At 34.7% G+C, this 18,631-nt stretch carries 13 protein-coding genes and 2 pseudogenes; 5 read left to right on the top strand and 10 right to left on the bottom strand.

Annotation, left to right across the window (positions count from 1 at the left end; genetic code table 11):
* Positions 1-341: 341 nt before the first annotated feature.
* Positions 342-542: pseudogene (locus ACFINX_RS07360) on the bottom strand (helix-turn-helix transcriptional regulator).
* A 1,028-nt stretch (positions 543-1,570) separates the two neighbouring features.
* Here ACFINX_RS07360 and ACFINX_RS07355 point away from each other — a divergent pair.
* Positions 1,571-2,233, top strand: coding sequence for a lysozyme (locus tag ACFINX_RS07355; protein WP_375612387.1), 663 nt, complete (start codon positions 1,571-1,573; stop codon positions 2,231-2,233).
* A complete protein-coding gene (locus ACFINX_RS07350; protein WP_375618608.1) occupies positions 2,230-2,457 on the top strand; it encodes a hypothetical protein in 228 nt (75 codons plus the stop codon). Before ACFINX_RS07355 ends, ACFINX_RS07350 begins: the two co-directional genes overlap by 4 nt.
* A gap of 637 nt (positions 2,458-3,094) precedes the next feature.
* Here the strand turns inward: ACFINX_RS07350 and ACFINX_RS07345 are convergent.
* Positions 3,095-3,528: pseudogene (locus ACFINX_RS07345) on the bottom strand (integrase); the annotation flags it as partial.
* A 740-nt stretch (positions 3,529-4,268) separates the two neighbouring features.
* A complete protein-coding gene (locus ACFINX_RS07340) occupies positions 4,269-4,568 on the bottom strand; it encodes a hypothetical protein (RefSeq protein WP_375668559.1) in 300 nt (99 codons plus the stop codon).
* Between the two features lie 459 nt (positions 4,569-5,027).
* On the opposite strand from ACFINX_RS07340, the gene ACFINX_RS07335 reads away from it, so the two are divergent.
* Positions 5,028-5,150: a hypothetical protein gene (locus ACFINX_RS07335; RefSeq protein WP_375668558.1), complete on the top strand. Its 123-nt coding sequence runs from the start codon at positions 5,028-5,030 to the stop codon at positions 5,148-5,150.
* A 1,063-nt stretch (positions 5,151-6,213) separates the two neighbouring features.
* Here the strand turns inward: ACFINX_RS07335 and lldD are convergent.
* Both lldD and ACFINX_RS07325 read right to left on the bottom strand, forming a co-directional pair.
* Positions 6,214-7,365, bottom strand: a complete 1,152-nt coding sequence (lldD, locus tag ACFINX_RS07330; RefSeq protein ID WP_375613512.1) for an FMN-dependent L-lactate dehydrogenase LldD — start codon at positions 7,363-7,365, stop codon at positions 6,214-6,216.
* A 1,152-nt stretch (positions 7,366-8,517) separates the two neighbouring features.
* A complete protein-coding gene (locus tag ACFINX_RS07325) occupies positions 8,518-9,606 on the bottom strand; it encodes a 2'-deoxycytidine 5'-triphosphate deaminase (RefSeq protein WP_375613513.1) in 1,089 nt (362 codons plus the stop codon).
* Between the two features lie 238 nt (positions 9,607-9,844).
* On the opposite strand from ACFINX_RS07325, the gene mutL reads away from it, so the two are divergent.
* Both mutL and ACFINX_RS07315 read left to right on the top strand, forming a co-directional pair.
* Complete coding sequence (mutL, locus tag ACFINX_RS07320; RefSeq protein WP_375613514.1) at positions 9,845-11,698, top strand: DNA mismatch repair endonuclease MutL; 1,854 nt, start codon at positions 9,845-9,847, stop codon at positions 11,696-11,698.
* A gap of 109 nt (positions 11,699-11,807) precedes the next feature.
* Positions 11,808-12,044, top strand: a complete 237-nt coding sequence (locus tag ACFINX_RS07315) for a DUF2093 domain-containing protein (RefSeq protein ID WP_375612380.1) — start codon at positions 11,808-11,810, stop codon at positions 12,042-12,044.
* Between the two features lie 19 nt (positions 12,045-12,063).
* On the opposite strand, the gene lpxK is transcribed toward ACFINX_RS07315, so the two are convergent.
* The 5 genes from lpxK to ACFINX_RS07290 all read right to left on the bottom strand — a co-directional run bounded on the left by lpxK (position 12,064) and on the right by ACFINX_RS07290 (position 18,205).
* Positions 12,064-13,104, bottom strand: a complete 1,041-nt coding sequence (gene lpxK, locus ACFINX_RS07310) for a tetraacyldisaccharide 4'-kinase (RefSeq protein ID WP_375668557.1) — start codon at positions 13,102-13,104, stop codon at positions 12,064-12,066.
* Complete coding sequence (gene waaA, locus ACFINX_RS07305) at positions 13,094-14,416, bottom strand: lipid IV(A) 3-deoxy-D-manno-octulosonic acid transferase (protein WP_375638580.1); 1,323 nt, start codon at positions 14,414-14,416, stop codon at positions 13,094-13,096. Before waaA ends, lpxK begins: the two co-directional genes overlap by 11 nt.
* A 1,372-nt stretch (positions 14,417-15,788) precedes the next feature.
* Positions 15,789-16,034 carry a DUF4170 domain-containing protein gene (locus ACFINX_RS07300; protein ID WP_375612377.1) on the bottom strand — a complete coding sequence of 82 codons (246 nt, stop codon included), beginning with the start codon at positions 16,032-16,034 and terminating at the stop codon, positions 15,789-15,791.
* A gap of 46 nt (positions 16,035-16,080) precedes the next feature.
* A complete protein-coding gene (locus tag ACFINX_RS07295) occupies positions 16,081-16,887 on the bottom strand; it encodes a 3'(2'),5'-bisphosphate nucleotidase CysQ (protein ID WP_375612376.1) in 807 nt (268 codons plus the stop codon).
* On the bottom strand, positions 16,874-18,205 hold the full coding sequence (locus ACFINX_RS07290) for a TldD/PmbA family protein (RefSeq protein WP_375668556.1): 1,332 nt from the start codon (positions 18,203-18,205) through the stop codon (positions 16,874-16,876). Before ACFINX_RS07290 ends, ACFINX_RS07295 begins: the two co-directional genes overlap by 14 nt.
* Positions 18,206-18,631: the final 426 nt, after the last annotated feature.

Raw genomic sequence — 18,631 nt, 5'->3', positions numbered from 1 at the left:
TGATAACCGATGAATCGCCCTCACTTAACGTCCCCTCTCGTCCACCTTTTCAAGCATTGCTCGTCCACCTTTTTTGGGTCCACCTTTTTGGGTCCACCTTTTAGACCACCTTTAATTTCTGATTTGAGATTTTTTCTTTAATACTTACTTTTTTTATTGAATCATAAAAAGCTATAGACATCAATACGCCCTTACACATCTTTATATACTTTGAATCTTGTTGCTAAGCCCCTGCTTGCCGGCATGCGGCACCATTTTATTTCTTAAACATATTGAAATATATATTTTTTTTAATTAATTATCTGTTTGAAGACCACCTTCTAGGGTTTATGCAATTTTATCTAATCTATTGTTATTTGCTCCGTATTTTTCTCTGGAGTAAATGCTAAAATCTCTTTCTTTCTCCACCTCACTGCTCACCCTAGCTTATATGGCTCCGGCCCCCTTTGAAGCATCCAATTGCGAATCGTTGTTGTGGATATACTAAAAAGCTGTGCACACTCACGTATTGTTACATATCTATTGCCATCATCAAATATCATCTCATTGCCTTTTTATTTTTTATGTTATGTGAATGGACTGGGATGCTAGGAGGAGAGAGCTTCCTATATTGTCAAGCAGCTTTTTGTCAAAATCTTTTGTGTCTCTTGTGCTATTGCCTCTAAAAAGATTTCAATAGCTTGATTGATTTGTTTAAGAGGCTGCTGGAAACGTAGCCAATACAACACCAGACAAAGATGATACCATTGGACCCGAACGCCCCACTAAATGCTTCATATGAAAAAGAAAATATATGAAACCGAACTAATTGTTCAAATTTATTACAGTACAATATTCTTTAAAAAACTATCAAATATCATTGGTCTATATATTGAATATGCTCCACTAATATATTGTTTCAGTTGGAAACAGACTGTAAGAGAGGAGAAACATTCATTATGTTTTTTATATAACAGTTTATTTAAAATCCTTCATAAAGGTATTTTTTAATGAAATTAAGCAATTAGGAAAAAAAACAAAGAATAATTAAATTAACTATAGATTTTTTTATTAAATATGTATAACACGTTATGTATATGTCTTATTGATTCTAAGATAATTTTTAGATATATAATATTAAATTATAATGTTTTTTTGTTTTTATAAAAAAATTCTGTGGTGCAATTTATGACTTTTGAAATTACTTAAAAATTAACACCTAATTATTTCATTAATTATTATGTCTCTTATTTTTTGTTAAAAATGCTTTTTGTCATCGGAATTATTGAAGTTTTTTCAAGTAAAGTTCTTCTAAATCATTCTGGATCAAATGTAAGAATTTATGAGTGAAATCTATCTGATTATAAATGGAATTATTATAAAGTTATTGTCTTTAGATGGAGATCAATTGCTGCAAAATGAATAGTATTTAGCATAACCTTTATTCAAAAAAAATGATATGGATCTTAAAATAATCCACTATGGATGTTTTGAATTTATTATGCCCTTTCGCTGTTCTGTTCTTAAAAATGAGTAGATGTAAGTTTTTAATTCATATCCTGCTTTGTGTAGTTTTTTATAGGTAAAAATAATGCGAAAAATATCAAAAGAAGGGCTTGTATTGATTAAGCAATTGGAAGGCTTGCGTTTATCAGCTTATGAAGATTCTGGTGGTGTCTGGACAATTGGTTATGGACATACAAGTGCTGCTGGTGCCCCAAGCGTTCACAAAGATATGCAAATTACGGAAAAAGAAGCTGAAAAAATCCTTTGTCAGGACTTGAGGGAGTATGAAGCTGTTGTTGAAAAAGCCGTTACCGTTCCTTTAAACGATGAACAATTCGCGGCATTAGTATCATTTTGCTATAATGTAGGAATCACAGCATTTCGTAGTTCTACACTTTTAAAAAAGCTTAATAAAGGTGAATATGAAGCGATACCAACCGAATTGCAAAAATGGACAAGAGTGGGAGGAAAACGTATCCAAGGTCTTGTCAATCGCCGAGCAACCGAAGCAGGATTGTGGGCAAAAGGAGCTCATGTTGCCCCCAATTATCATGTAGTAGAACCAGAAGGCGTAACAGGTATTTGCAAAGTAGAAGCTCTTGCACCAATCATAGGTTCTTTTTCAGGGCTTGGAGGTCTTTTTGCAGGAAATGGTCCTGTTCAATGGGTTCTAGCAGGCATTATGGTTTTAGCCGCTTGTACGGCTATGATATACATTGCTAAACGTTTTCAGGAACACCGTCTATGATTTTATGGATAAAAAAATATCTGACAATGACGTCAGCGCTCATAGCAGCTTTTCTTATAGCTTTAGTCAAAGCCTTTTTTCTTGGGAAAAAAGTTGAGAAGCAAAAGCAAACAAAAGAAGATTTCAAGATAGCGACAACACGGCTTGAGGTAGAAAATGAAATTAATAAGAAAAGTGATGCTGATGTGCGCACTAAGCTTTCTAGCTGGTTGCGCGACGAATGAACGAACTTCTTGTATTGGATGGCTGCCAATTTATTTGAATCGACAAGATATCAATGTCATTAGTCCAAATTTGGCGAGAGATATTTTAAAACATAACGAACAAGGTGAACGTTTATGTGGTTGGAGAGATAAACGGAAAATAAAGTGATAAAAATATAATTCCTCTGAAACATCAATCAATGAAAAGATTTGAAAGAGGTGGATACATTCAGATTAAAAGTAAAAGCACTTAAAGGATTAAAACACTCTGGTGGTCAATTAGATTTAATTAGAGTGACTGAGGTGTCTGAATTGAAACTAAAGGATTCAACAGATTATGTTTGTGTAAAATGATTGAGTCTATTGATGTATTCTAAGGGCATCTTTGTTATCCTATCAAAAGAAGATGAGAAAAGATTTTATGGATTGCACTACTATCGTCGTTCAAAGAACTGATCATACACAAAGGCTCTGTTTTCAACAAAAATAACATCTAGGGGCTGGCATGCTTGAAGAAAAGAAATCTACGGAGCTATATAATGAATAATGGTAAGGCTTTTATGTGATTTGTAAATGACGTTGCTTCAACTTCCTAATTATAATAATGGTGTTGACGATAAGGCAAATACTTTCGCACTGTATCTGCTTTTTCATGCTAAAGTGGCGGGAAAACATTGTGAATGATCTTGGCTTTTAATTTTTCTATAGGTAAATTCCCTATGTGGGAAATGACATGCAACTCCAGTCGAGAAAACCAACAACCATTTTTGCTTTTATTTTTTAACTTAGCTTTTTTACTTTCAAAAGTCGCCTAGCAATTTCTTGAAAAATATTGCTTTACTATTTTAAGATAATTTTTTCCTGAAATAAAATCCTTCTTTTAAAATATTACGGTAATATCTTGCAAACTCATGTACTGCTTTTAGAGAAAGTTTGTAATAAGACCGTGCCTTTCACGGCTTTTATTGTGATGTGTATAACGGAAAAATTAAGAGTGCGTATTATCTTTTCGAACATTCAACTACAATCTTATTTCATCACAATATTTATCTTGAGAAGATACTTTTACAAAGATACTGATAATCTATAAATCGCTCTCCCCTAATTCACCTTCTCGCTCATCCTTCCATGCATTGCCCGTCCACCTTTTAAACCACCTTAAATTTTTGATATAAAATTTTTTCTTTAATTTTTATTTTTTATTGAATCATAAAAATGATATGTCTCAATCTTACCTCTATGCATCTTTATACGCTTTGATTCTTGTTTCTAAAGCCCAGATTGCCTACATATCGTACTGTTTTTATATTTAATATATATTTTTAGATTTATTCCTAACTTGTTAGAAAAGTTGCTATATTTTGATAGAAATATCTTCTACCAGTTCACTTTTTTCAAAAGATTCTGAAAGGATTCTCAAAAAGTCTGCAAAGTTAAAGACTATTTAATACGTATTGTTTCTTTTTTAGAAATCAAAATTGGTGATGCCCCATTCCTTACCAGCAATTGTGTTATTTGCAGAGCAATCTGTATAAGATGGTGTAACCTCTTTTATAAAGTTAACTAAAGTTTTTTGAATTTCTAGCATATTGTTTAAAGACAAAAAACTCCCTCTTATTATGCAAGCAGCTTAGACATCGGCTGATAATCCTCCCGCTTATAAAAATCCTTTCTTTAATAACCTTCAAAACCACAATTAAAGTGGTGAAAGATAAAACAAGATTTTTAGGCGATCATAACGCACAATAAAATCAGACCAGTCTAAATGTTCAATGCTAACACCTGCTAAACAGTGGAAAATAAGTTTTAGCACGCATTCAAATTGGAAGGGCTTAAGCCCCCCGCGTGCTACGATGGTTTTCTACTCTCATCGTACGATTTACATTCCCTCTAAAACTTAATCGCTGTAAATATAAAAATCTTGAAGCCCGTTCTAAATCCGTGAGAGTTTCTGGATCTTGCTGTATTAAACGTTGAAATTCCTCACAACTGCTCATCTGAAATGCTAACATTTTCATAAAAGGACGATAGTGGCGTTGTAACATCCCTAAAAAGTTTACGACATAACCTGAGAGATTATTGCTGATTTCAGGGGATAGAATCAATTTCTGCTCAAAGAAAATCTCACCCATACCAACAAAAAGGTTTAGTCTACATGCCATGAGGAATGTACTCAAATAATTTTGATATTTTTTGATCGAATTTCTTTTGTCACCAATATCCGTAGCAACTTGTGTGGAATTAACAAAATTATAATTTTTTATCTTAAAATGTATCCATCATTTTTTACATTCTTTCATCTATCTTAGCCTTCTTTTCACAGCTTCAAATGATAAAAAGTAACTGCAATGTTAAGTCGTTTTGCATCGAACAAATTTCTCGCAAACTATCCCTATTGGCTAGATGACAATCCATCCTCTATTTAAAGAGAGAAAAACTTTTCTTTTTTATTCAGCGATAAAGTAAATATTATCCAATTACTTACGAGTAGAAATTCGATCAAATGGAAACTGTAATTCTTTCTACTCTGAGTAATCTTGTACCTATTTATATAGGTTTAGGAAAGCGTGCTGTTATGAATATTCATAAAAATGCTTCAAAAATTGATATCAGCAAAACCTCTGTTTAAAAAAGGAAAAGATGTTCTCTTACTTGCTACTGAAGAAACTGTTCAGATTTGTCTTGATGTTGCTAAAGAGATTCAAAAAACATGAAGTTATCCCAACGCTTACAAGTGTGCCAACAATTCAACTTTGAGATAATAGATCAGTGCTAGAGTTATGCCAATCTCACCAATCTGTTGTTGTCTATGAAGAGCATAGTATCAAAGGAGAAGCTTGGAGATGCAATTGTTAAATCGCTTATGGAACAAAACATTCTATGCCAATTTGTATCATTAGGCCCCCCACCATCCCCATCTGCAATAAAAATGAACTGGATATTTTAACAAGTTATAAAATCAATCGAGAACGCATAAATAGTGTTAGAAATGACATACTATACAAAAAATATTCAACTGCTTCCTAATATGCTCGCCAGTTCAAAAACATCATAAATCATTGAGAAAACAAGAAAGAAAAGCACATTAATTCACGCAGTTTTGCTCTCAGTAAACGAGCTTTTTTAAAGATAGTACGGATATTTTTTTTCATTGCTTAAAAATGTACTCCATAAAAACAATATCACATCCATATAATATATTATCCAATGAACTTAATATAAATAATATATAGATTATAGAAATATTATTTATTAGATACATTTTTTATTATAATTATAGATTAAAATAAATACATATTGACATTTTTAATAATTTTATTTATATACTATAACTAATATTATTTATATTAAAATAAAACTAAATGGATTTTATAAATTTACGTTTTATGCCAATATGGAAAAGAAGTAATTAACATATTATATTTTAATGTTTTTTATATATAGGAGGGAAAAATGCTCACAGCATTATTTATATCTATTTTTTCTATATCAACAGTTGTTTTACCTTTAATATCAGCGCTTGTTCCTTTTTATCCGTAGAATGAGCTTTTAATAAAGTAAATAAAATATGTATGCAATGTTATTATTGTTTTTTTTCGTGTTTATTATTATTAATACTTAATATTATTGTAGTTACTGAGTATTTTCTGTGATTTTATAGAGGAGCTTATTGATCTTTTCTATTTAACTTTAACTGTCAACATATTTTTAAAATATATAATTATGCTCCTCTATAAAAAGACTTTCTTTTTCTGAAAGAAGTATAACATATTGCTTTCATTGCTTAAAAACATCTATATTTACTAAACTCTTGCGTGTAATATCTTTGATTGTCTGAGTACCAGTCAGTGTCATAGCTACCCGCATTTCATTGGCAAAAAGATCAAGGAGATGCATAACACCTTTCTTACCTGCTGCTGCAAGCGCATAAACAAAAGCACGGCCAATCATAACAGCATCCGCACCTTGTGCTATCATGCGTACAACATCAAGACCAGAACGAACACCTGAGTCCACTAAAATAGTCAAATAATCCTTTACAGCATCCGCAATTGCAGGCAACGCTCGTGTTGTTGATAATACACCATCAAGCTGACGTCCGCCGTGATTAGAAACAACAATACCATCCGCACCAAATTTTACTGCTTCTCGTGCATCTTCTGGATCAAGAATACCTTTCAAAATCATTTTTCCTTTCCAAAAATCGCGAATCCATTGTAAATCATGCCAACCAATTGATGGATCAAAATTTGCACCAAGCCAACCAACGTAATCATCCAATGCAATTTTCTTTTTGAGATAAGCAGAGACATTTCCAAGATCATGAGGGCGCCCCATAACACCAACCTTCCAAGCCCAATATGGATGAGTCAAAGCTTGTAAAAAACGACGTAAACCAGCATAAGGACCAGACATTCCTGAATGCGCATCACGATAACGTGCACCAGGAATTGGCATATCAACTGTAAAAACCAACGTGCGTACACCAGCCAACCAAGCCCGTTCTAGTGCATCACGCATGAAACCGCGATCTTTGAGAACATAAAGTTGAAACCAAAATGCACCTCCAACCGCTTCTTGCACTTCCGCAATAGGACAAACTGAAACAGAGGATAGAGTAAAAGGAATCCCTTTTGCCGCTGCGGCACGCGCTGCTTTTACCTCTCCACGACGTGCATACATGCCCGTTAGCCCAACAGGCGCAAGTACAATCGGTAAATCAAGTGTCTGATCAAAAAGCTTGATTGAAAGATCAACTTCACCAACTTGCCTTAGAATCCTTTGACGCAATGCAAGTGCTTGAAGATCTGTACAATTACGTCGCATCGTTTCTTCAGCATAAGCCCCACCATCAATATAGTGAAAAAGAAAGGGAGGAAGACGACGCTTTGCTGCCTTACGATAATCAAGTGTTGAAGAAATAATCATTGATGGCACCATTGTTCCTAAATGAAAAGAGAAAACATCCTAAAACGCATAAAAGCGAATCCATGTACCTACCTATTCGCTATTCTCCCAAAGCACTCTATTGAATAGATAGAAGCAACAGAGACTGCAACTTTCTAAAAAAACTAATTGATAAAAACAACGTCTTTATTGCTCTTATCCAAATTTAAAATCTCACAGTATGAAGTATCATTAATAACGTATCTACTCATATATTCTTCATGTGCAATTAAAATGTTATACTCTCTTTAAAGCAATCCCTCTTCGAAAGCGATTGCTCCGTAGCTTAATTAGTCATAATTTAAAGTCGCTTCTCCCTCCAAAGATCCTTACATTATCAGTTATTAAGAATATAGAGTGTCATTAAGTATAAATCATAATCTCCTCCAAAAGATGAAAAAATCCTTTATTAATACTGGAAATAAAGCTGTCGCATACATGCAGAAATCTTCTTATATCAATATTCAAAACTGAGATCTGTTACTTATTCATGAAAGTTTATAAAAATATATAGTGCCTAATTCATATAAAGCATAAAAACTTTTAATGTTCATACCAATAGAAACCTTCATATTTAATTGAATAATTTTCTAGCAATATTATATCTTGAGGCTATAAATGAGTTACTAAAATTAGAATAATGTTTATTGAAAATAATTGTTACTAAACTGGAGTGAAAACTTATTTATTAACTCTTAAGGATAATTTTTATGCGGAATAAAATATACTGGTTATTACACTCTAGAAAAATTGAGTCAATTGCAGCATCCAATCTCGCATATTTACTTTGAAAAGTGAGTAGCTACTGTTATGTTGAATTTTATTAACCTATTGATTTATTATAATAATAAATATGAATAACATATTGAATATAGTAAAATTCTTTCATTGTAAATTTTGTCACGATGAAATAATCAAAACTATTCTTTTGCACATCATAAATGGAGTTCGTATAGATAGAACCTCTTGAAAAAAGAAGTAAAAATGCCTCTCATACCCTCTCAAATGCAAGAGATGAGATAACCTTGGAAATTAAAAATAGAATGCATGACGCCAGTTTTGCGAAGCACAAAATTTTCTTTTATCTAAAATACGCTTTCTGCATACATGTTATCAAAATTCGTGGTTCCCAACTCATTTAAAATGCTTGGACAACTTTAAACCCTGTGCTTGATAATGTGATCCAACATCATGTCCATAAAGGGTTGATGGTCGATTAAGCATATGCTCATAGACCAAACGGCCAATAATTTGACCATGCTCTAAGATAAAAGGAACTTCATGGCTCCGCACTTCTAAAACCGCTCTTGCTCCTTTTCCACCCGCCTCCTTATGCCCAAATCCTGGATCAAAAAAGCCTGCATAATGCACCCTAAACTCGCCAACTAAAGGATCAAAAGGTGTCATTTCTGCGGCATAAAGCGGAGGCACATGAACAGACTCTCGTGAAACTAAAATGTAAAATTCATCAGGATCAAGAACCAACTCCCTTTGACCACGATCAAAAAGAGGTTCCCAAAAATCTAAAACGTGGGCAACGGCACGTTTATCAATATCAATAACACTTGTATGATGTTTACCACGATAACCTATAAGCCCGTTTTTGTCTCCCTTTAAATTAATGGAAAGACCAATACCACCAACACTAATATTAGGAAAATCATCCGATATCAGTGTTTCTTGCCTTTGCAAAGTGTGCAACTCTATTTCATTTAAATAACTTTGCCCTTTTCTAAACCGAAGCTGTGATAAATGTGAGCCTGTATGCACCAAAATTGGAAATGTGCGTGGACTAATTTCCAAATAAAGTGGACCATGATAACCAGCACAAATTTTATCAAACTCCTGAGCATTATCCGTAATGACACGTGTAAAAATATCTAATCGTCCTGTAGAACTTTTGGGATTGGCAACAGCAGATAAGAATTCTGGTAAAGCTAAACTTTCTAAAAGAGGAACAATATAAACACACCCCGTTTCCAAAACGGCTCCGTCTCGTAAATCAAACTCATGCAACTTTAACCGTTCAAGCTTATCCAAAACTTTTGTATCAGGTCCCGGCATAAAAGAAGCACGTATACGATAAGCTTTCTCCCCTAAACGAAGATCAAGACTTGCTGGTTGTATTTGAGATCTATCAAATGGATACTGAGCCTTGAGAAAGTTATTCTCAATCAAAGCTTGTATATCACTATCTGCTAAAATACCGCTTATACGCGCCATATATATTGCCTTCCCTTTTTACATTGTTTCTTTTTTGACCTAGATGATAAACTGGTGCAAGCTATTTTAAAGTGATAAAAACTATTTTTATGTTTTTTCCAACCGACTTGTTAACATAAAATAAAATAGGAGGTATTGTAAAAATAATACCTCTCATGCTCTCTTATTCTTGAATGTCTCGCAAATGATGTTATCATAATTTTCTATAGAACCCTTAAGATTCCTGTTAGAATTTATTATGATTATACGCCATCTTAGCGAAAATATTATTAATCAAATCGCCGCCGGTGAAGTTATTGAACGACCAGCAAATGTTGTCAAAGAACTTGTTGAAAACGCTATTGATGCTGGTGCAACGCGCATTGAAATTATTACAGCAAATGGTGGAAAAAATTTTATAAAGGTGAGTGATAATGGTTATGGAATTCCTGCAGATCAATTAACTTTAGCAGTTTCTCGCCATTGTACCTCAAAGATTACCGATGACGTACACAATATCTGCTTCCTTGGATTTAGAGGAGAAGCCCTCCCCTCTATTGGTTCTGTTGCTAAACTTAAACTCATTTCACGAACAAAAGATGCTGAGAGCGCTGCTGAAATTTCCGTTACTGCAGGAAAAATTGTAGGACCCAAACCAGCTGCTGCGAATCTTGGAACAATTGTTGAAGTTCGTGATCTTTTCTTTGTCACGCCAGCACGATTAAAATTTATGAAAACTGATCGGGCTGAAACAAATGCTATTAGCGATATGATTAAGCGAATTGCTATCGCATTTCCACATATCCGCTTTTCTCTTTCAGGACTAGACAGAACATCTATGGAATTGTCTGCTACAGAAAATAATATTCAAGGACAATTACAACGTATTACGCAGATTATGGGAAAAGAATTCGCCCCTAATAGCATTGCGCTGAATGCTGAACGCGAAGCGGTGCGCTTAACAGGTTTTGCCTGTTTGCCATCTTTCAACCGAAATAACAGCCTTCATCAATTTGCTTATGTTAATGGACGTCCCGTGCGTGATAAATTTCTATGGGGCGCTATCCGAGGCGCTTATGCTGATGTCATGACACGAGATCGTTATCCTGTCGCTATTCTTTTTATTGACCTCCCACCTGCTGAGGTAGATGTTAATGTTCACCCAGCCAAAGCTGATGTACGATTCCGTGATCCAGGATTAATTCGTGGTTTGATTGTTGGAGCTATTCGTGAAGCATTGCAGCAATCTGGTATTCGTCCTACTTCAACCCGTTCTGAAGCAATGCTTGCTGCATTTCAAACACAACAATCATTAGCACAACAACCATTAGGCAGTTTTAAGAACACGCACCAGTTCTCTTCTTACAGTTCACAACCTCATCATTTTACCAGTGCTTCAATGGTCCAAAAACCATTGGATAGTACTCACTCTTTTGATTTAAAAGAAGATGCCGCTCCTATTATGGAGGGCTTAAATACACCAAGTGGGGATGCATACATTCCAAGCACGACATCTTCATCAGAAGAGTTATCTTATCCATTAGGAGCGGCCAGAGCACAAATCCATAAAAACTATATTATCGCCCAAACACAAGATAGTTTGATCATTGTCGATCAGCATGCAGCTCACGAACGATTGGTTTATGAAGCACTCAAAAACGCACTTTATTCCAAACCACTTCCTTCACAGTTATTACTTATTCCTGAAATTGTAGAACTCTCTGAAGAGGATGCAACATGCCTTTTAACGCATAAAGATGCTTTGCAAAAATTTGGATTAGGAATAGAACCATTTGGACCAGGAGCAATTGTTGTGCGTGAAACACCTTCCATGTTAGGAGAGATCAATGTCCAAGCCCTTATTAAAGATCTCGCAGATGAGGCTGCTGAGTATGATACAACAAATAATTTAAAAGCAATGCTTGATTATGTTGCAGCAACGATGGCCTGTCACGGCTCAATACGGTCAGGGCGCCTTTTACGCCCCGAAGAAATGAACACACTATTACGACAAATGGAGGCAATACCTAATACAAGTACATGTAATCATGGACGCCCTACTTATATTGAACTCAAATTAGCAGATATAGAACGGCTTTTTGGCAGAAAATAAGCCCTTCTTCATTTTTACAAGAAAAATATTTTAAAATTAACTCTCGACTTTATAATATATTTTATGGCACTTTTCTTGAATCTCTTGTATCAAGTAAAAAGGAGTTGTAATGTTTCCCAATGGTGAACGCGAAGCAAAAATTTATTATTCTAATAACGGATATGACATTATAGAATATGGTACCTATACCATTTGTGCTGTTAGCGGGCAAAAAATCCCTATAGATGATTTAAAATATTGGAATCATCACCGCCAAGAAGCATATGCTAGTTGTGAAATCTCCTATCAGCGCGAACTTGAGTGCAACCCATATCTCAAGCAATTGTTAAAAACAAAAGAAAAATAACCCCTCAAAAGCTATAAATTTAGCCTTTGCCTTTTAGACAAGAAAATTCAAGGGAACGTTTTCTAAAGCGGGTTATGACCTCTTCAAGGACCATACGACAGAAGTCTTTTTGAACAAAATCGACATTCACATCAAAGATAATAAGATTTTTCAAATCCTTTTGCATGTGAATTGTCTGTATACGGGTATAATCTTTAGCTGTTGTTGCGAGCCATAAATTGTGCATTTTAGCCTTTTGTATAAGGCTTTTTAAATTTTTATCTGTGAAAAAATAGTGGTCTGGATATATGTAAGTTTGCACCACATGACCAGACAATTCTTTAATAGATTTAAAAAATTTATCTGGATTGCCAATACCAGCAAATGCCAAAAATGATTTTCCTGAAACCTCATCAGAGGCACTGGCTTTAAGATGAGCACGATATAAAGGCTTTCCAGTACGCGAAACAAAAAAAGCGACATTATCAGGCGCATCGGAGTGACCAATCAATAAAACACTATCCATAAAAGAAAACTGCGTTTTTAATGGTACGCGCAAAGGTCCTGCTGGAAAGACAGCTCCATTACCAAAACCGCGCATCGCATCAACAACGAGTAACGCATAATCCATATAAAGACGGCGACTTTGAAATCCGTCATCCATTAAAATAAGATTACATCCCTCTTGTTTAAGCCGTTGTGCCGCTGCATAACGATTAGGTGATACAGCTACAAAAGCATGCCGTGCAAGTAAAAGTGCCTCATCTCCAACATCGCGTGCATTGTCATATTTTTCATTTACAAGATGTACCCCTTTAACTGATCCACCATAACCACGAGATATAATACCAGGTACGAAACCAAGTTCTTTAGCCACTTTTGTAAAAGCAATAACAACCGGCGTTTTACCCGCACCACCACATGTAAAATTTCCAATACACAAAACTGGCAGATCAATCACGGGAGGCTGTCTTGTCATAAAACGACTTGAAAAATAACCATACCCCCATGAAACTGGAGCTAACACAAAACGCAAAAAGCTTTTATTTTTCCACCAAAAACGAGGGGCGCTAATATGCATATCTACCCTGACGCTGACGTAAACCTGTTTGTATTACAAGGGGTTGTAAAAATGGATCTAAAATCTTTAATGTGCGCTCAAATGCACCTGCCATACCTGTTGCCACTTCATGAGCCTTATCAACCATTTCTTGCCGCAATGTTTCATTTGTTAAAAGCTTATACACCTGAATAGCAAGCTGTTTTGTATCTTGAACCATATATGCTGCATCACGCGTTAGAAATTGTTTGAACATCTCTTGAAAATTTGAAACATGAGGCCCTGTCAAAATAGCGGAACCAAGCAAAGCCAATTCCAATGGATTGTGTCCACCATTTCCACATAACGATTTACCAACGAAAGAAACTTTCGATAAGCGAAGAAAAAGTCCCATTTCTCCAATGGTATCTCCCCATAAAATATCGGTATTCATGTTTGGAACAGCATCTCTACTCCTACGAATAAAACTTAACCCCTTATTATCGCATTTTCTGATAAGATCTTCTGAACGTTCTGGATGACGAGGCACAATAATTGTTAATAAATCTGGCAAATAATTTTTAACAATTTTATGGACCTCAAAAGCAATCTCCTCTTCCCCTTCATGCGTTGAAACAGCTGCCCAAACTGGGCGATTGCCGATAGCATTACGATAACGTGCAAGCAATTCTTGATTTTCAACCAGAAAAACATCAGCCTTGAGATTACCAGAAAACGTAACAGATTTTACGCCAAGTGTATGGTAATAAGCTACATCTCTTTCATTTTGACCAATCGCCAAATCAATATCCTTAAAAATATGTTTGGCAAGAACACGTCGTTTTTGCCAAGCTTTAAAAGAACGTTCAGACATATGGGCATTAACCAAAATCTGCGGAATACGCATTTTTGCAAGTTCTTTAATACGAAGAGGCCAAATTTCTGATTCACAAATTAAGACGAGATCAGGCTTCCAATGACGAATAAAACGGCGCACTGCAAAATCTAAATCCAAAGGAGCATATTGATGAATCAACCTATTACCAAAATATTTTTTCACAAGAGTAGAAGATGTCACCGTCCCAGTTGTCATTAATACATTGATTTCCAATGATAAAATATAATTTATAAGTGGAACAAGTGCAAGTGTTTCTCCAACACTTGCTGCATGCAACCAAACTAACGAACCTTGGGGGCGTATATGAGAACTTTTACCTAAACGCTCTTTTTTGCGACACCACTCTTCTTTTCCACGAATAGCACGAAAGAACAAATAAAAAGGAATAACAGGACATAAGCAAAAACCAATCATTCGATAGCTTAAAAGAGCCGTATGTGCCTTTAATTCTACCATTTAAAATCACCTCATCCAGCTATTTTAAGATATCTATATACTTATTTTGTTAAAAAATTCATCAACACTATTGGTTGCATCCATATTTTTTAATATCATTCATATCTTAAATAAAAAAAGCTTAATCCATGAGAAAATTCAATACATATACACATTATTTAAATCTCTTTTAATTAAATTTTGTAACTTATATCGATTTTATCACTTCATTCTGCACCCTATAAAAAATCTTACTCAAAAATAACAAAACTACATTTCAGTCGATTATAATTTTTAAAATATAAATGATAAACCTATGACATAGATTGTATCAATTTTTTCAACTCACTGAATAAATACTTCTTATGATTTTAATGAGACTTTGAATTTTGCACGTTGGTATTTTAGAGAAAAAGCTTATTTTTACATATGTTAGGTATTGTCAATTTTTCAAAAAAATAACCCATATAGACATTACAACCTAATATAAATACAACAAATAAAATGTGTTTAAAAGAAAGCTCAATCTCTATTATTTCATTTCAATAAAATGAATATGTCAAACTAATCTTAAAAAACTTTTGAATAGTATAGAGTTCTCATTTTAAATTGTGATATAATCTCTTAAAGGTAATCCAGAAAAATCTAATCTTGTTTAATAGAGAATTTCTTAAAAGTCTTAAAGCAATTTAAATAAGAGTTTTCAAAATTTTAAATCCTCTCTTTTCAGGAGGTCGCAATGATATATTATTCCTTTTAAGATTGTATATAATCAACACAAAATGATTAACTTATAGATTGTAGTTTTAAATGAGTACTCAAGAAATCCTTATGAGGTAAGTTAACTTCATAAATCTATTCAGTTTCTCTAAGTTTCTAATTTTGGTAAAGTTTCTAACGACTTTCATGGTTTCTAAGCTTATAGTAATAACTCGTTGAAAAAATTCCAATAGATAAGTAACGAGTGCTAATAATCTCAACAGAGTAATAATTGCTATCATTAATAATGCTACTCTTTTTATTAATCTTAACGCATTAGTGTCTCATACCCCATTCAAAAGCAGAGTGACTATTCACAATATAATCATAAACTTCGAGTGATAGCTGTCATGATAATATTGCTGTTGTAAATAGGTTGATAGAAACTGTCTTGCATTTTTATTAAGCGTAAAGATGGTGGTGCAATAATGGATTTTATACCTTGCACGGACGCTATTATGAAATGGGCTTGGGTGCTTTGGGAGATGTTTCTTAAAAAAACATATGAATTTTAAACAACAAGCATATTCTTTTTTACGGCATTCTATTTTACCCGAAGAACGTACCTATGAAAAGGACGACTAAACAAAAGCATGAAGCAATCTACAGGTTATAATGACCAAATATTCAAGCTTTATTCTGCATCGCCTAACTCAGCATCAAGAAACTGATGCAAATCTACAATGTAATAACGTTGTAATGCATTATCTACACTGCTTTGTGCTTTTGCCTGCCATGCTTCTTGAGCGGATTGATAATCTGAGAAAATACCAACCACATCTAACTCATCAGGATTCTTAAATTGATTACTGTTAAGATTTTTTAATTCCCCACCAAATACAAGATGTAAATATTGTTTTTTTTCTTTGGTTTCAGTCATATGTGCCTCCATATCATTTAGATTATCTTAGCGCGCTTTTACGTGATTAAACTAACTTTGTTTGACGAACAACATCTATCATATCTTGACAGCAATTATTTTTACCAGCAATTAAAAGTCCATACTGGTAAGGTTCAATTCCATAAGATAGTAAAGGGGCATCAAGCGATAAAAAACACCCTCCACACTCCTGCAAAATAAGATCAGCAGCGGCAATATCCCATTCATGACAATTTGGACGAACTAATACGATATCAATTTCATCTTGAGCAACAAGAACAATACGATAAGCAAGAGAAGGAAGATAATGGTAAAGACTGACTTGATTGAGAAAATCATCTGGTAATTTTTGTGCGAGCGATTTATCAAGTGAAATTTTATATTTTCGATGAACCTCAAAGGCTAAACGAGGAAGTTTTATCCCATTTAATGTTGCCCCTCCACCTGTTACAGCTGTATAAACATCTCCTTGAGCCGGACATTGTAGAACGCCCACAATAGGACGCCCATTCTCAATAATGGCAACCGAAATACACCAATAAGGATTGCCAGAAAGAAAACCACGCGTTCCATCAATAGGATCAACAACAAAAGAGCGCTCATAATAATCTTGTTTTTCTCGATTATCTTTTGTTTCTTCTGAAATCCATCCATAATTTGGACGAGCTCCAAGAAGCCTCTCTTTCAAGAAATGATCAACAGCAAAATCTGCTTCACTAACCGGGGAATTACCTTCTTTAATCCAGACATCCAACGTGCATCCAAAATACCGCATTGCTAAATCTCCTGCCTCTCGACAAACGTCACGCAAAAGATTTAAATCAGAAGAATGATGCGTGTTATTTTCCTGCAAGTGTCATCCCTTCAATTAACAATGTTGGAGCAGCTGTACTATAACGCCGATCAATATCATTGGCAGGTGTTAAATGTGCTAACATATGAAGCAAATCAGAACCTAGCGTTACTTCACTCACCGGATAAGCAATTTCACCATTTTCAATCCAAAAACCGGAAGCCCCACGACTATACTGACCAGTAATAAAATCAATGCCATGACCGAATAATTCGGTCACATAAAATCCATTTCGCAAATCTTTTATCATATCGCAAGGTGATACTAAACCCGGTTCAATAGCAAAATTTGTACTGGTCGGCTGCACTAATGATGCCGAACGCATACCGTGTCCATTTGTTTTAAGTCCCAATTCACGTGCTGTAGATGATGAAAGAAGCCAATTTTTTAAAATACCATTTTCAATAATATTGAGTGTTTGCCCCTCTACCCCTTCTCCATCAAAAGGATGAGAAGCATTTCCACGTAATCGCAAAGGTTGATCGGTTACATTAACATTAGGCTTCATCACTTCCTTGCCTAGGAAATTCTGTAAAAGACTCGTTTTTCGAGCCACAGAGGCTCCATTGACCATAGATGCGATATGCCCTGCAATTCCACGAGCCGTACGCGGATTAAAAATAACATCAACGCTCCCAGTCGCCGCACGAACTGCACCCAAACGTCGAACAGCACCAAGCCCTGCATTCTTTCCCACAGTTTCTGCTGCCTCTAAATCAGAAAAATGTAAGGCTGTTGTATAATCATAATCCCGCTCCATCTGTGTTCCTTCACCTGCAAGAGCACTACAAGAACGTGAAAAACAACTTGAGCGATAGGCTCCACAAAAACCATCGCTGGTCACAAGAATAAACCCACTACGGCCATAAGCTGTTGCAGCGCCACCAGAATTGCTTACACCTTTAACATCAAGAGCTGCTGCCTCCGTTTTTAAAGCATCTTCTGTTAAAAAATGACTGCTGGGTACAAAATCATCAAAAAGATCAAGATCTTTAGGATACTTAACCAAACACTCTTTATCTGCCAAACCTTCAAATAAACTATCGGGAGAAGCTTTAGCCATCGCAACAGCACGTTCCGCAAGTTCTTGCGGATAAGATCCTAAATTAGCAGAAACACTTGCTACTTTTTTTCCAACAAAAACCCTTAGAGTAAAATCATTGCTCTCTGCTGCTTCTGTCGATTCGACTTTCCCAAAACGAACTGATACACTGGTAGAATGAGCATGAACAATAACAGCATCAGCAGCATTTGCCCCAGAACGCTTTGCTGCTTCAACCAGCGAAACAGCTTTCTCAATCTGGTTTTTGTCAGTCATTATAGACTCCCTAAAATATTTTATTATTTACATTGATAAGCATTCTGACAAATTTATACAAATCAGAATATAACTCTTGTGTATTGATTCATAAGATTATGCACATTCATGCATTCTTTTTCTTTTAATGCATTAAATCATTTCCCTTTTAGCTTCTTTATGAAAAAACGTAATATGCCGTAAAATCTCTTTAGTTTCAAGATTTCTCATGGGCCCTTATCATTTTAGATAATCCAATCTGTACTGACAATCAAATCAACCGAAAATTTGGCAATTAACAAAAGGCCTAACAATAACATTTGAATTTAAGCCAAAATCCTCAAAAATTCGAAAAGTATAAAATGACTTAAGTAACAAGCCTTATGTCCTCTGGATAGTCAAATAACTTCCTTCATTCCTATAGCATTCTTTAATTTCCAAGCAAGA

The organism is Bartonella sp. AP36NXGY (assembly GCF_042195865.1).
Taxonomy (GTDB): Bacteria; Pseudomonadota; Alphaproteobacteria; order Rhizobiales; family Rhizobiaceae; genus Bartonella.
The sequence above is the reverse complement of the archived record's forward strand: the minus strand, read 5'-3'. Positions and strand labels throughout refer to the sequence as shown.